Origin of the sequence: Sphingomonas daechungensis (assembly GCF_039543105.1) — a bacterium.
In the GTDB taxonomy this organism is placed as follows: Bacteria; Pseudomonadota; Alphaproteobacteria; order Sphingomonadales; family Sphingomonadaceae; genus Sphingomicrobium; species Sphingomicrobium daechungense.
The window spans coordinates 2,043,247-2,056,053 of record NZ_BAABJC010000001.1 but is presented as its reverse complement, the minus strand read 5'-3'; the positions used below and the strand labels follow the sequence as shown (position 1 = coordinate 2,056,053).

The window sequence follows — 12,807 nt, the reverse complement described above, 5'->3', positions numbered from 1 at the left end:
CGCGGCCGGCCCCATTGCGCGGCCATGTCGCGCCGCAAGAAGTCGCACCAAAGCCACGGATCGGCCAACCGACCCCGCTTCTGGGGTAAGCACGCGGTCGCGGCCGCGCTCGACAATCCCGACCGGAAAATCCTGAAAGCCTGGGCGACGCGTGAAGCCGCCGGCTTCATGCAATTCCCCAAAGATGTGCCGGTCACTCTTGCCGAGGCTCCCGACCTCGGTCGCCTGGTTCCGCACGACGCTCCCCACCAGGGCGTCGTCATCGAGCTTGAGCCGCTGGAGGATGCCTGGCTCGACGATGTGCTGGCGGACGCTCCGGAGCGAGCGGTTCTGCTGGTTCTCGACCAAGTCACGGACCCTCACAATGTCGGCGCAATCCTTCGTTCGGCTGCGGCCTTTGGGGCGATTGGGATCGTCACCCAAGATCGGCATTCACCACCGGAGAGCGGAGCACTGGCCAAGGCCGCATCGGGCGCTCTGGAGCGCGTTCCGTGGGTCCGCGTGGTCAACCTTTCGCGCGCGCTGGAGCAGATCGGCGAAGCGGGGTTCTGGCGGATTGCGCTTGCCGGTGAAGCTGATGCAGACCTGAAGGACGCGCTCGGTCCGCCACGTGTGGCGCTGGTCCTGGGTGCCGAAGGGCCAGGTTTGCGCCACAATACTCGCGAGCATTGCGATGCTGTGGCGCGCCTCCCGATCACTGATTCAATCGAGAGCCTGAACGTTTCCAACGCGGCCGCGGTCGCCCTTTACGCAGCGAGTGTTGCCTGATGGTCCGGACCGCCGACACGCTTCGGGAAAGCATCGACGAACTGTCGAGACGCGAGCCCGCTTTCGCCACGGTCATCGACCGTCATGGTCATCCGGAGCCCCGCAGTAGCCCGCCTGGTGCCGTGACCTTGCTTCGCACTATCGTCGGCCAACAGGTCAGCGTCGCCGCCGCCCGGTCGATGTGGAACAAGCTGGAGGCCGCGTTCGGCTCTCCGCCCGATTTGATGAAGCTTCTCGCCGCGAGCGATGAGGAAATGCGTGCCGCAGGAATGTCGCGGCAGAAAGCGGGATACATCCGCAGCCTCGCCGAACTGGTGCTATCGGGAGACCTCGACCTCGACAATCTCCCGGCCGACGATGAGGAAGCGATTGCCCTCCTGACCCGTATCAAGGGGATCGGCCGCTGGTCTGCGGAAATCTACTTGCTGTTCGCCGAGGGACGCCGGGACGTCTTCCCCGCAGGCGATCTCGCGGTTGTCGTGGAGCTTGGCCGGTTGCTCGGCCTTCCAGAAAAGCCCAGCGAGAAGCAGCTGCGGGAGCTCGCCGAGGGCTGGCGCCCGCATCGCGGGGCTGCCGCCGTTCTGGCTTGGCACAGCTACAATTCTGCGGTCTTGTAGGAACGCGCGACCAAGCGGAGGACAAGATGAACGCAGCCAAGCTTTCCCGTTACGAACCGATTGCCCTCGGGCTTCTGCGGATCATGAGCGGGCTGCTCTTCCTCGAGCACGGGTTGCAGAAGTTCCTGTCCTTTCCGCCTGGCAAGATGGCCGGGTTCGGTTGGACCTTTGCCGGCCCGCCGGCCTATGCCGGGGTCATCGAGCTTATTTGCGGATTCTTGATCACCGTCGGCTGGCTCACCCGCCCCGCCGCGTTTGTCGCGTCAGGCACAATGGCGGTCGCGTACTTCCTCGCGCATGCGCCGCAGGATTTCTTCCCGGTCAACAACATGGGCGACGCGGCGATCCTGTATTGCTTCGTCTTCCTCTACCTGGTGTTCCGCGGACCGGGCGCTCTCAGCATCGAGGGCGACAAGCGGGCGATTGAGGTCAGCTAAGGCTGAGGCGGTCTACTTGCGGACGCGTAGCGTATGCGCACGCGCCGCAAGCCCGCGGAATGTCTTCGCCCCCTGGTCGACGCGGAAGGGGCCCATCTTCTCGCCGTTGGTATTGCGGCCAACGAGGAAGCTCGTCGACGTCTGTCCCTGTCCGCCGCTCCAGCGGTAACTGGCATTGAAGCCGACCAGAGGGACGAACAGTGAGCGGCCCTCGACCTCGAAGATTCGGAGCTGGTCGCGCGGCAAGGTGACGAGACTGCGGAAGCTCATGCTCTGGAGGGGAGGAATGGCGACCCCCTCGCCGCTGGCCGACGGGCGCTCGAAGAACTGGCCAATGACCTCGTCCTGATCCGGCCCGGCATTGAACATGGCCGCTTCGACAAGGACGTCGCGAGCTGGCGCGCTGCCGGAATTGTAGATCGTGACCTCGAACTGGATGGAGCCCTTCTCCTCATCGACGATTGCCGCTTCCGGCGAGAAATCGATGTCGAGCCACGGACGAAGACGCGTCGAGACGATTCCCGCTGCCGGCGTCGCGGGTTTGGGCGATGCGGCTGGCACGGGCGGGCGGGGACCGGGTTCGGGCCGAGGCGCTGCGCGTGGCGGCGCGGGCTGAGGGCTCAGTTCGAACGCTGAGCTCTCCGCGCCTGCGAACGCGTAGCGATCGGTCCGATGCCTGCGGAAATACCATAGCGCGGCGCCGGCCGCAGTCAGGAACGCCAGGAACCATGGCCACTTGGACAGCAGGTTGGCTTCCGACGTCGCGAACGGCTCCGCCGCCGGCAAGGAGGCGGTCGAAGGGATCGCGCTCGGGCCGAATGATGCCGGCTGATTATTCGCCGGTGTCGGCGGCGGGAAACTGAAGGCGCTTGTTGAAGGCGCGGAGGGCGTAGCAGGCGCCGAGCCTTCGTTGGATCTGGTTGCAACTGCGGAGGGCGCCGGACGCGGCGCGCTCGTAGCGGGCGTGGCCTGGCCCTGCGTCGCAGGCGCGGCAGCGGTCGCGGTCTGCCGCTCCGCTGGTCGCGGAGGCGCAGTCGCCGGGGCATCGGCCTGACGGGTAACCGTTCCGTTGAGCGAAAAGTCGCGCAGCTGCGCCGGTCCGACGGCGTCGTCGTTGCGAGGCGATGGCGGCGCCAGGACCGGAATCGAGGTGGAGTCCGCCTGATTCTGGGCGTGCGCCGGCGCTCCAAGGCCCACCGCAAGCGCGATGGCCGCCGAACTCAAGCGCAATCCTACCCTCATTCTCACCCGCATATCTGGCTGGAGCCGCCCGCATTCGCTCGCGGCGACTCCGGCGCTTTGACGTCCAATCGCGCGCGATTCAAGCACATGGTGGATGAACCGCAAGCGACTGGCGATGAAAGTGGCGGATTTCCTCGAAACTTAGCGCGCGTCGACGAGTACCAGCTCGGCGTCTTCCTCGGCCTGCACGGTGACCTTGTCGACACCGGTGATTGCGACTCCATCCCGCTTCTCGGCAGGCGTGCCGTTCACCGCCACCTTGGCGCTTGGAACGAGGTAGAGGTGCCGCTCCGGATCGGCGTCATACTCGAGCGTTTCGCCGGCCTTGAGCGTCGCGCCCAGGATCCGCGCATCCGAATTGATGTGCAGAACGCCGTCGTCGTCATGCCCGCTGGCAAGCAGCTGGAACTGGCCCTCGCGGCTTTCCTTCGGAAACGGCATGGCACCCCAGCTCGGTTGCGCGTTCGGCTTGTCCGTCTCGATCCAGATCTGGAAGAGCGTCGTGTCCTCGTCCTCGAGATTATACTCGGCGTGGGTGACGCCCGTTCCGGCGCTCATCACCTGCACGTCGCCGGCTCCCGTCCGGCCTTTGTTGCCCATGGAATCCTGATGGGTGATCGCGCCGGTGCGGACATAGGTGATGATCTCCATGTCGCGATGCGGATGCGGCGGGAAACCCGACTTTGCGGCAATCTTGTCGTCGTTCCACACGCGAATCTTGCCCCAGCCCATGCGGCTCGGATCGTAGTAGTTCGCGAACGAGAAATGGTGGCGGGCATCGAGCCAGCCGTGGTTGGCATGGCCCAGCGAATCAAATTTGCGGATGTCGATCATGGAGTGAAAGTGGCCCCTCCACGAAGTGCTTCAAGTGTCATCGGTGTGCCTTCAGCCCGGCCGCGTAACGACCTGCCTTTTCGGCGTAATGGGCGGCGGATAGCCGCAGCCCCACCTTCTCCTGGTCAGTGAGCGGGCGGATGAGACGCGCTGGCGCACCGACGATCAATCCGCCGTCTACGAAACGCTTCCCTTCGGTGATCAGCGCGTTCGCTCCGACCAGGCACCCCGGGCCGAGGAATGCGCCGTTGAGCACCCTTGCCCCCATCCCGATCAAACAGTCGTCGGAGACGGTGCAGCCATGCAGAATCGCCTGATGACCGACCGTTACGCGGGCGCCGATCGTCAGCGGAGCGCCGGGATCGGAATGCCCGATCGCGCCATCCTGGAAGTTCGTTTCCTCGCCCAAGACGATCGGCGTGTTGTCGGCGCGGATCACGGCCCCGAACCAGACGCTGGCGCGGGCCGAGAGTCGGACGTCGCCGATCAGGTCGGCCGAAGGGGCGGCCCAGGCGCCCTCGCCCAGTTGCGGAGCCAGGCCATCGATTTCGTAGAGCGGCATCAATCTTCCTCGAACGCGCCGACGAAGTCTTCGTCACCAGCAACGCCTTCCAGCTCTTGGTCGAGGCCACGATACTGGACGCCGAAATCGCGCTCGAAGGCTTTGAAATGCTCTTCGCTTTCCCATCGGTCGATCGTCAGCCACCAATCGTCCAAGCGTGACGGCCGGAGCAACACCGTGCCGCGATAGCCGGGTGCCTTCTCGAACAGCTTTGCCCAGTGGCCGGTCCCGGAATAGGCTTGTTCGAACTCCTGTTCCCGGCCGGATGGCGGCCTGAATCTCCAGACGCGTGCATGGGTCATCAGCCGCATTTACACGCGGGCGGCGGTTCAAGTCACCCGCAGCGGGGCTCGGGACGAATGAACACCCGCGACAGCTCTGGGTGGCGGTCGCGAAGCCCGCCTTCGATGCGGCCTATGAGCTTTTCGACGGCCGGGATTGTCAGGTCGTCGTCGAACTCCACGTCCATTGTTGCGATGACCTGGTCCGGCGCCATGTGCGTAGTGAGGATGCGCCTCACGCTCCGGACGCAAGGCTCGCGGTCCGCGGCCTCGCGAATGGCCTTTTGAAGTTCCGGGTCGGCCCGCTCACCGATGAGAAGATTCTTGCTCTCCCTCGCGAGGACGATGGCGACGGCCGCGAGCACGAAACCGATGAGGATCGAGGCCGTGCCGTCGATCCACGGCGCCTCCAGCACCACGGCGAGCGCGGTTCCTACGGCGGCAATGACGATCCCGATGAGCGCAGCGGAATCTTCGAACAGGACCATGAAGATCGTGGGGTCCTTGCTGTTCCTCACGACATGCCAGAACGACCCTTCGCCACGCGTTCGCTGGAAGCCGCGGAAGGCGACGAACCAGGACACGCCTTCAAACACGAACGCCAGGCCGAGGACGACGAAGTTGATCATCGGCTTCGTGATCGCTTCCGGGTGCCGGATGTGGACGACGCCCTCATAGATCGAGATTCCGGCGCCCAACGCAAAGATCATCAGCGCGACGACGAAGCACCAGAAATAGAGCTCGCGCCCGTACCCGAACGGATGGATTTCGTCCGCCTTACGGGTGGAGCGATACTGGCCGTAGAGAAGCAGGACTTCGTTGCCGGTGTCGACCAGCGAGTGGACTGCTTCGCTGAGCATCGCAGAACTGCCCGTGATCGCGGCGGCAATGCCCTTGGTGATCGCGATCAGCAGGTTCCCGACGAGCGCGGCAATGATCGCGGGGCGGGATTCGGGAGCGGCCACGGTCGCTCAACCGCCGCGAAACAGGAAGTTTCCGTTTAGGAATGGTTAGGAATTGCGGGGCAGGGTCGGCAGCATGAAGACCAGTCCCTTCATCGTGCTCATGGCAGCGGCCGTTGCGCTCGTGCCGACGCATGCGGATGCAGCCGCCTATGTCGCGACGTCCGCAGGTTTGGACGCGGTCAACGCGCGCATCCTCGTGGCGCACAATGAGGCGCGCGCCGAGGTCGGGGCACCGCCCCTCCAATGGGATCCTGGACTTGCCGTTGCAGCGGCGTCTTATGGTCCGGCGCTCTCGCGGATTGGTCACTTGGTGCACTCACCCCGAGCAGGGCGCGAGAACCAGCGCGAGAATTTGTGGATGGGCCAGCAGGGCCGCTTCCGCCCCGACGAGATGGTCGCCGCGTGGAGCGACGAGAAGCGGATGTTCTTCCCGGGCGCCTTCCCGAACGTCAGCCGGTCTGGGAATTGGGCGGACGTCGCGCACTATACCCAAATGATCTGGAAGACGACGACCCACGTCGGCTGCGCAATATATCGCGACGGCACCTGGGACTATCTGATTTGTCGCTACTCTCCGCCCGGCAACCGCGACGGCAACATCGTTCCTTAATAGAGGAACATCGGCATACCCTCCACGCGCATCAGTTTCGCGCGGTAGGTGGCAGGATCGTACAGGCCCGAAACGTCGACCACCTTCTGGCCTTCTTCAAGGGTGCCGATCGGCACGTGGCAGTAATTGCCGTCCTTGAGTGCGACCATTCGGGCATGCTCGTTACGGGCTACCAGCTGCACCGCTAGAGCTCCGAACGCGAGACCGACCATGCGGTCCATCGCATCGGGCTCGCCGGCCCGCATAAGATAGGCGAGTTCCTGGATGACAGTGCCCATCCCCAGCCTCTGCTTGATCGCGCGGCCGAGGCGGCGGCTGACACTGATTTCCTCGCGCTCGCTGCCGGGGAGCGATCGCATCGAATCGTCGCCATTCCCGTCGCCGGCAATCCGCGCCCCTTCAGAGATGACGCACATGGCGTAGCCGGAGCCGCTCTCTTCCTTGTCCCTGGCCAGGAGCGGGAGCAGGACGTCGAGGTTGGCGGGAACCTCCGCAATCACGGTGCGATCGACCTGCGCAAGGAAGCCGGCGAGAAGCGCGGTCTCACCACTACGGCGGCCGAACAGCTCGACGATGCCGATGCGTTCATGGCTGCCGACCGTCGTTCGCAGCGCATTGATCGCTTCGACCGAGCGGCTGACCGCTGTCGAGAAGCCGATGCAGTAATCGGTGCCGAAGACGTCGTTATCCATCGTTTTCGGGATCGAGACGACCGGAAACCCTTGGCGGGAGAGGTGCGCCGAAAAGCGCAACGTTCCATCGCCGCCGAGCGTGACCATCGCATCCACGCCGAGGCGCTGTAGCGTCTGCAGGACCTGCGCGGTCTTGTCGCCGTCAGCAATCGTGCGCGGATCGAGGCGCGAGGTGTGTAGTATGGTGCCGCCCATACGGTCGATGCCGCGAACGCCGTCGCGGGTTAGCGGACCGCAATTGGCCGCGACGCTTGCCGGATCATCCGGGTCGATCGCGAGCACACCTTGCCAGCCGCGTTTGAAGCCGATGACTTCCCAACCAAGATCGTCGGCATTGAGCGTGATCGAGCGAATGCAGGGGTTGAGTCCCGGGACATCGCCGCCGCCAGTCAGGATTCCGATCTTCACTTCGCCCCCGCGCTCGTCATCGAGCGGGCACAGCATCTAGGGTGCCGGTGTGTCAACTCGCCATCCGGATCGCCAGCTCGTTAAGCCCCGGCATGACCGCGCGTGACGATGGTGCCCAGGAGAGGACTCGAACCTCCACGCCCTTGCGAGCGCCAGCACCTGAAGCTGGTGCGTCTACCAATTCCGCCACCTGGGCACAGGAGCATTGATTTCAGCTGGTAGGCGGCGCCATTTGGAGACGGGCCGTTCCCTTGTCAATTCCCGTTGGCCGGCTCGTAATCCAGAATATCGCCGGGCTTGCAGTCGAGCTCCTCGCAGATCGCTTCGAGCGTAGCGAAGCGGATGCCCTTCACCTTTCCCGACTTGAGCAAAGACAGGTTAGCCTCCGTGATATCGATCTTCGCGGCGAGGTCCTTCGATCGCATCTTGCGAAGCGCCAGCATCACGTCGAGCCGAACGACGATCGGCATCAGACGATTTCCCGCATTTCTTCGTCGATGATGCGCGCGCGCTCCAGCAACCGAGCGACGAGAAACAGGATCAGAGCGATACCGATGGTCAGGATGTCGCGAAGCTGCAGCTTGAACTCGAGGCGATGCGAATCGTCGGGACCGACCAGGAGGACCGCGAGGATCGGTGCAATGACCCAGACGAGGGACACCATCAGCAGCCAGAAGGCGAACGACCTGAACGAACCGACGACGCGCGCCGAGAAGAGATCGCCTTCCGCAATAGCGCCGAGCATCCGGTTCAACTGGTACAGCGCGACACTGAGGAGCAAGATGGAAATGTCCGCGACGACCATCGGAGCGCCTACATCCCCGGCGGAGGAATGGGCGCGAACTTCGACGGCTCCGCTTAGGCCCAATCCAAACCGGGCGGCCAGATATGCGGCGACAACACACAGCCAGAAAATCCACACCGCCCAACGAAGCGAGTTTGCTGTCCTGCCGATGCCCGAACTTCGCACGCTTGACTCCATTATTGTTTTACGATAATTGATTCCTGCAATTCAATACGAAGATAAAGGGAAACAGCATGAAGCGCCAGACCCGAATCGTCCTTGGGCTCATTGGCATGGGAACTGGAGCGGCACTGGCTCCGCATCTCGCCGCGGCGCAGATCGCGGCGCCTGCGGTCTCGACCGTTCCGAACGTTTCGCCCGACATTCCCTTCGATCTGTTTCGCGGAAGCCGGATCGTGCTCACCGGGCGCGTCAACGGCGTCGACACGCCAATGATGCTCGACAGCGGCGCGGGCGTGACCACGCTCGACGACGACTTCGCCAAAAAGATCGGTCTCAAGTCGGGGTCGAAGGTTACGGCGCTTGGCACGGGCGGGAGCGAGCAAGGCGAACTCGTCCGCGACGTCACGATCCAGGCCGGCAATCTGAAGCTGACTGGGGTCACCGTCCTGGTGCTCGACCTGCAGCGGATTGAAAAGGCTATCGGCCGGCCGATCCCGGCGGTCCTCGGCCACGAAGTGTTCGTCAACAGCGTGATCGGTCTCGACTTCGATCGGCAAGTGCTGACGCTGTCTCCTTCAACCGGGTTCGCCGCGCCGAGCGGAGCCACCGAGGTGAAGCTCAGCAAGGAAGGCACGCTCCATTATCTGCCGATCTCCATCGCTGGCCTTCGCCCGATCGAGGCCGCGCTGGACCTAGGCAATGGCGGCGCCCTTAGTGTTTCGAAGGAATATTTCGAGGCCAATCCGAGCCTCGCGAAATTGCCTTACGCGCTTGGGCTGGGCGGCGGAGTCGGCGGCCTGCACGAGGACCGGCGCGCGACCATCCCGACGGTGAGCTTTGCCGGGTTCACCCTTCCCAACGTGCCCGCGGATTTCCGGTCGGTCGGCAATGGTCCGTATGCCGGACGTGCCAACGCCGGGATCCTATTGTTCAAGCCCTTCCACCTGACTCTGGACCTTGGCCACGACCGCATGTGGCTGAAGCGGAGCGACACGCCGCTCGATTTTCCCAAGGACCGGGTGGGCATGTTCGTCCTGTTAGAGGACGATCATTTCAACGTCCTCCACGTCTCGCCAGGCAGCCCGGCGGACAAGGCGGGACTCAGGAAGGGCGACAAACTTGTTGAGGTCGACGGCGAACGTGTTGGGCCCGGCTTCTACGCGTCGAGAGTGGCCAACTGGGCAAAGGAGCCGGTCGGCACGAAGGTCGCCGTGACCAAGGCTGACGGGCAGACCGTGACGGTGACCCTCGCCAATTATTACTGACGCGAAAAAGGCGGTCGGCTGGGTGGCGGCCGCCTTGTCAACGCGGCGCGCGAACCGCTAGTGGCGACGCGATGATCGAACCCAAGCTTGTGACCGTATTCGGCGGCGGTGGCTTTATCGGCCGCTACGTCTGCGAACAGCTCTTCGAATATAGCGAACATAATGTGCGCCTGCGGGTCGTGACTCGCGAGCCGCGGCAGGCCAACTACATCCAGCCGCTCGGACAAGTCGGGCAGTTCGGCTTCGTCCGCGCCGACGTGACGGATCGCGCATCCGTTCGCCGTGCCCTCGAAGGGGCCTGGGGCGTGATCAATCTCACCGGCTCCTTTGCGAAGATGGCCGCGGTCCACGCTGAGGGGGCGAAGAACATCGCGCACGAGGCCAAGGCTGCCGGGCTCCGATCGCTGGTCCACATCTCGGCAATCGGCTCCGACCCGGACGGCGAAGCGACCTACGCCCGCACCAAGGGCGAGGGCGAGAAGGCGGTTCGAGAAGCTTTTCCCGATGCCACGATCATTCGTCCCTCCATCGTGTTCGGGGCCGAGGATCAGCTGACCAATCGCCTTGCCGGAATGGCCCGCCTGCCCGCCTTGCCTGTCATTGCCCCGAACTGCCGTTTCCAACCGGTGTTCGTCGAGGATTTGGCCAAGGCGATCGCCCGCGCGTCGGTCGATCCGGCGGTTCACGGCGGAAAAACCTACGAAATCGGAGGGGCGCAGGTCCAGTCGATGCGCGACTTCACGGTCGAAATCCTCAAGGCTGCCGGACGCGAGACGGAGCTGATCGACATTCCCAACCCGATTTCCTCATTGATTTCCCGTCTCGGTTTCCTTCCCGGCGCGCCGTTGACGCGCGACCAGTGGCTGATGCTCCAGCACGACAATGTCGCGAGTGGACCTGGGCTCGAGGCTTTCGGCATTCGGCCGGTGCCATTCGGAGCCGTCGCGCCGGAATGGCTGGGAATGTACGGAGGCAACCGTTTCGCGCGGCGCCGGGTCAACATTACGGCGCAGCACTAAGGCGTGCCGGTCCTCCTAATTGCGATCATCCTCGGCATCGTCGAGGGGGTGACGGAATTCCTGCCGGTTTCGTCGACCGGGCATTTGATCCTTGCGACCGAGTTGCTCGGCTTCGACGCCGAGAAGTGGGCCGCCTTCAACGTCATCATCCAGCTCGGAGCGATCCTGGCCATCGTCGTCCTTTACTGGCGAACGTTCTGGGCGGTGCTGGAGGGCATTCTCCGCAACAACCCGATGTCATGGCGCTTCGTCCGGAACGTCCTGATCGGCTTCCTTCCCTCGGCAATCATCGGCGTCATCCTGATCAGCAAGATCGAGCTTCTGCTCGGCAATGCCGAAGTCGTGGCATGGGCACTCATCGCTGGCGGCATCGCCATTCTGTTGATCGAAAAGCTGGTGAAGCCGGGCGATATCGTCGGCGTCGCCGAAATGCCGCTGAAGACCGTCCTCGGTATCGGTTTCATTCAGTGCCTAGCGATGATTCCTGGTGTCAGCCGTTCCGGCGCAACCATCCTGGGCGGCCTTACGCTTGGCGTCGAGCGGCGGACCGCGGCAGAGTTCAGCTTCTTCCTCGCCATTCCAACGATGATGGGGGCGACGACGCTCGAACTCGTGAAGCATCACGACACGTTGCTGTCCGGCGCCAGCGGCGTCGGTTTCGGCGCCGTCGCGGTCGGCTTCGTCGTGAGCTTCATCGTTGCAATCGTCGTGGTCCGGGCCTTCGTGCACTACATTTCGAAGCACGGGTTCTGGCCCTTTGCGTGGTACCGCATCATCGCAGGTACCGCCGCACTCATCTGGCTGGCGTCCCGCTGATTCATCTGCCGTTCATCGGCCGCTAAGGTGTTCCCGCGTTAGAGATCAGCAGATTATCCACGTGAGGATCCGGTGCATGCGTGCTGTTCTTGTCGTCTTGCCGTTGGCACTTTTGGCGACGCCTGCTCTGGCGGCTCCGCCAGCGGACCATGACGTCTCGAAGATCCAGCGCGAACTGGCAGACCCGAAGTGGGCCGACCGGCTGACGGACACGATGGTCGCGGTGTCGAGAGCTTTCCTGAACATGCCTGTCGGGGAGGTCGAGGCCGCTGTGCAGGGCCGCACGCCAACAGCCGCCGACAAGCGGCGAACGGTGCAGAGCGAAACCGGCATGTCGGAGCAGCAGCTCCATCAGAAGATCGAAGACACACGACCGAAGATTGAGGCCGGCATGCGCGCGATGGCAGCCGCTTTGCCGGCAATCGTGAAGGGCTTTTCCGATGCCCAGCGGGAGATCGAACGCGCGAGCGCAAACGTCCCTCGTCCCGATTATCCGAGGCGCTGACGTTCTCGCCTAGACGCACGGTTTTCGCTCGCTAAAGCTGCCCGCTCGATGTGGCAGCTCTTCCAATTTCCGCTTTGTCCTTTCTCACGCAAGGTGAGACTCGTCCTTGCCGAAAAAGGCATCGCTGCCGAGCTGGTGCGTGAGAACCCTTGGGAGCGCCGGGACGAGTTCATCGACCTCAACCCAGCCGGTGAAACGCCCGTGATGGTCGACGCCGACCAAGGCATCACCTTGATCGGATCGCAGCCGATCGTCGAATATTTCGACGAGACCGTCGACCGCATGCCGATGATCCACGGCAATGCCCCGCTCCGGGCCGAGATCCGCCGCCTCACTGAATGGTTCGACGAGAAGCTTTACCGCGAGGTCGTCGAGCCGCTGATGAACGAGCGGATGCGCAAGCGGCTGGTCAGCAAGGAAAGTCCGGACACGCGCATCCTCCGCGAGGCAATGCGGGTCGCGAACAACCATCTCGATTACGTCGATTACCTGCTCGATCACCGCCGATGGATGGCGGGGCCTGGCCTCAGCCTCGCCGATTTCGCCGCCGCGGCGCATCTCAGCGTGATCGATTATCTCGGTGCGCTGGATTGGCGCGGTCACAAGCAGACGAAGGACTGGTACGCCGTCATGAAGTCGCGGCCGAGCTTCCGGCCGCTCCTCGGCGAGCGCATGGAGGTGATCGTGCCGCCACAGCACTACGACAAGGTCGACTTCTGAAGACCGCGACGAAGATCGGGCTCGCGTTCGGGGTCCTGCTTCTGGCGCTGACCGCCGTCGTCCTGTTCAACACATTCCGGCTGAAGGCCGAGCCGCTGG

The 12,807-nt window shown here is 63.8% G+C and carries 17 protein-coding genes and 1 tRNA gene; 9 read left to right on the top strand and 9 right to left on the bottom strand.

The annotated features are described in order from the left end of the window. Positions 1-24 precede the first annotated feature (24 nt). The 3 genes from rlmB to ABD928_RS10765 are packed head-to-tail and all read left to right on the top strand — an operon-like array spanning position 25 to position 1,822. Entirely contained in the window at positions 25-768 is a 744-nt protein-coding gene (rlmB, locus tag ABD928_RS10775) for a 23S rRNA (guanosine(2251)-2'-O)-methyltransferase RlmB (RefSeq protein ID WP_187715195.1), read from the top strand. Next, positions 768-1,385, top strand: coding sequence for a DNA-3-methyladenine glycosylase family protein (locus ABD928_RS10770; RefSeq protein ID WP_187715196.1), 618 nt, complete (start codon positions 768-770; stop codon positions 1,383-1,385). The genes rlmB and ABD928_RS10770 overlap by 1 nt, the downstream gene beginning before the upstream one ends. Positions 1,386-1,411: 26 nt before the next feature. Then, a complete protein-coding gene (locus ABD928_RS10765) occupies positions 1,412-1,822 on the top strand; it encodes a DoxX family protein (RefSeq protein ID WP_187715197.1) in 411 nt (136 codons plus the stop codon). Positions 1,823-1,834: 12 nt separating this feature from the next. On the opposite strand, the gene ABD928_RS10760 is transcribed toward ABD928_RS10765, so the two are convergent. The 5 genes from ABD928_RS10760 to ABD928_RS10740 form a co-directional block, all read right to left on the bottom strand. Next, positions 1,835-3,046: a hypothetical protein gene (locus ABD928_RS10760; protein WP_345168649.1), complete on the bottom strand. Its 1,212-nt coding sequence runs from the start codon at positions 3,044-3,046 to the stop codon at positions 1,835-1,837. Positions 3,047-3,205: 159 nt separating this feature from the next. Continuing rightward, positions 3,206-3,898, bottom strand: a complete 693-nt coding sequence (locus ABD928_RS10755; protein ID WP_187715199.1) for a pirin family protein — start codon at positions 3,896-3,898, stop codon at positions 3,206-3,208. 37 nt (positions 3,899-3,935) lie between these two features. Further along, complete coding sequence (locus ABD928_RS10750) at positions 3,936-4,460, bottom strand: gamma carbonic anhydrase family protein (protein WP_187715200.1); 525 nt, start codon at positions 4,458-4,460, stop codon at positions 3,936-3,938. Beyond that, the gene (locus tag ABD928_RS10745; RefSeq protein ID WP_187715201.1) at positions 4,460-4,762 is read right to left on the bottom strand and encodes an antibiotic biosynthesis monooxygenase family protein; all 303 of its coding nucleotides are present in this window, start codon (positions 4,760-4,762) and stop codon (positions 4,460-4,462) included. Before ABD928_RS10745 ends, ABD928_RS10750 begins: the two co-directional genes overlap by 1 nt. Positions 4,763-4,794: 32 nt before the next feature. Beyond that, the gene (locus tag ABD928_RS10740; protein WP_187715202.1) at positions 4,795-5,706 is read right to left on the bottom strand and encodes a cation diffusion facilitator family transporter; all 912 of its coding nucleotides are present in this window, start codon (positions 5,704-5,706) and stop codon (positions 4,795-4,797) included. Between the two features lie 73 nt (positions 5,707-5,779). Here ABD928_RS10740 and ABD928_RS10735 point away from each other — a divergent pair, with 73 nt between their 5' ends. Next, the gene (locus ABD928_RS10735; RefSeq protein ID WP_345168642.1) at positions 5,780-6,316 is read left to right on the top strand and encodes a CAP domain-containing protein; all 537 of its coding nucleotides are present in this window, start codon (positions 5,780-5,782) and stop codon (positions 6,314-6,316) included. On the opposite strand, the gene ABD928_RS10730 is transcribed toward ABD928_RS10735, so the two are convergent. From ABD928_RS10730 to ABD928_RS10715, 4 genes are all read right to left on the bottom strand, one after another. Continuing rightward, positions 6,313-7,452 carry a 6-phosphofructokinase gene (locus tag ABD928_RS10730; RefSeq protein ID WP_223276479.1) on the bottom strand — a complete coding sequence of 380 codons (1,140 nt, stop codon included), beginning with the start codon at positions 7,450-7,452 and terminating at the stop codon, positions 6,313-6,315. The two genes, ABD928_RS10735 and ABD928_RS10730, sit on opposite strands and share 4 nt — an antisense overlap. Positions 7,453-7,525: 73 nt before the next feature. Then, positions 7,526-7,612, bottom strand: a tRNA-Leu gene (locus ABD928_RS10725). A 58-nt stretch (positions 7,613-7,670) separates the two neighbouring features. After that, positions 7,671-7,886: a helix-turn-helix domain-containing protein gene (locus tag ABD928_RS10720; protein ID WP_187715203.1), complete on the bottom strand. Its 216-nt coding sequence runs from the start codon at positions 7,884-7,886 to the stop codon at positions 7,671-7,673. Then, positions 7,886-8,221, bottom strand: a complete 336-nt coding sequence (locus ABD928_RS10715; protein WP_187715204.1) for a DUF2975 domain-containing protein — start codon at positions 8,219-8,221, stop codon at positions 7,886-7,888. Before ABD928_RS10715 ends, ABD928_RS10720 begins: the two co-directional genes overlap by 1 nt. A gap of 233 nt (positions 8,222-8,454) precedes the next feature. Between ABD928_RS10715 and ABD928_RS10710 the strand changes: the two genes are divergently transcribed. The 5 genes from ABD928_RS10710 to ABD928_RS10690 all read left to right on the top strand — a co-directional run bounded on the left by ABD928_RS10710 (position 8,455) and on the right by ABD928_RS10690 (position 12,708). Beyond that, complete coding sequence (locus tag ABD928_RS10710; RefSeq protein WP_187715205.1) at positions 8,455-9,648, top strand: aspartyl protease family protein; 1,194 nt, start codon at positions 8,455-8,457, stop codon at positions 9,646-9,648. Positions 9,649-9,719: 71 nt separating this feature from the next. Then, positions 9,720-10,667, top strand: a complete 948-nt coding sequence (locus tag ABD928_RS10705) for a complex I NDUFA9 subunit family protein (protein WP_187715206.1) — start codon at positions 9,720-9,722, stop codon at positions 10,665-10,667. 3 nt (positions 10,668-10,670) lie between these two features. Then, positions 10,671-11,483, top strand: coding sequence for an undecaprenyl-diphosphate phosphatase (locus ABD928_RS10700; RefSeq protein ID WP_187715207.1), 813 nt, complete (start codon positions 10,671-10,673; stop codon positions 11,481-11,483). A gap of 76 nt (positions 11,484-11,559) precedes the next feature. Continuing rightward, the gene (locus ABD928_RS10695; protein WP_187715208.1) at positions 11,560-11,988 is read left to right on the top strand and encodes a hypothetical protein; all 429 of its coding nucleotides are present in this window, start codon (positions 11,560-11,562) and stop codon (positions 11,986-11,988) included. A gap of 48 nt (positions 11,989-12,036) precedes the next feature. Next, the gene (locus tag ABD928_RS10690; protein WP_187715209.1) at positions 12,037-12,708 is read left to right on the top strand and encodes a glutathione S-transferase family protein; all 672 of its coding nucleotides are present in this window, start codon (positions 12,037-12,039) and stop codon (positions 12,706-12,708) included. The last annotated feature ends 99 nt before the right edge of the window (positions 12,709-12,807 follow it).

Excerpts from the sequence above, each read along its gene's own strand:
- ABD928_RS10750 (WP_187715200.1), bottom strand. The coding sequence starts at position 4,460 with ATGCCGCTCTACGAAATCGATGGCCTGGCTCCGCAACTGGGCGAGGGC.
- ABD928_RS10705 (WP_187715206.1), top strand. The coding sequence starts at position 9,720 with ATGATCGAACCCAAGCTTGTGACCGTATTCGGCGGCGGTGGCTTTATC.
- ABD928_RS10715 (WP_187715204.1), bottom strand. The coding sequence starts at position 8,221 with ATGGTCGTCGCGGACATTTCCATCTTGCTCCTCAGTGTCGCGCTGTAC.
- rlmB (WP_187715195.1), top strand. The coding sequence starts at position 25 with ATGTCGCGCCGCAAGAAGTCGCACCAAAGCCACGGATCGGCCAACCGA.
- ABD928_RS10720 (WP_187715203.1), bottom strand. The coding sequence starts at position 7,886 with ATGCCGATCGTCGTTCGGCTCGACGTGATGCTGGCGCTTCGCAAGATG.
- ABD928_RS10690 (WP_187715209.1), top strand. The coding sequence starts at position 12,037 with ATGTGGCAGCTCTTCCAATTTCCGCTTTGTCCTTTCTCACGCAAGGTG.
- ABD928_RS10745 (WP_187715201.1), bottom strand. The coding sequence starts at position 4,762 with ATGACCCATGCACGCGTCTGGAGATTCAGGCCGCCATCCGGCCGGGAA.
- ABD928_RS10735 (WP_345168642.1), top strand. The coding sequence starts at position 5,780 with ATGAAGACCAGTCCCTTCATCGTGCTCATGGCAGCGGCCGTTGCGCTC.
- ABD928_RS10695 (WP_187715208.1), top strand. The coding sequence starts at position 11,560 with ATGCGTGCTGTTCTTGTCGTCTTGCCGTTGGCACTTTTGGCGACGCCT.
- ABD928_RS10755 (WP_187715199.1), bottom strand. The coding sequence starts at position 3,898 with ATGATCGACATCCGCAAATTTGATTCGCTGGGCCATGCCAACCACGGC.
- ABD928_RS10730 (WP_223276479.1), bottom strand. The coding sequence starts at position 7,452 with ATGCTGTGCCCGCTCGATGACGAGCGCGGGGGCGAAGTGAAGATCGGA.
- ABD928_RS10710 (WP_187715205.1), top strand. The coding sequence starts at position 8,455 with ATGAAGCGCCAGACCCGAATCGTCCTTGGGCTCATTGGCATGGGAACT.
- ABD928_RS10770 (WP_187715196.1), top strand. The coding sequence starts at position 768 with ATGGTCCGGACCGCCGACACGCTTCGGGAAAGCATCGACGAACTGTCG.
- ABD928_RS10765 (WP_187715197.1), top strand. The coding sequence starts at position 1,412 with ATGAACGCAGCCAAGCTTTCCCGTTACGAACCGATTGCCCTCGGGCTT.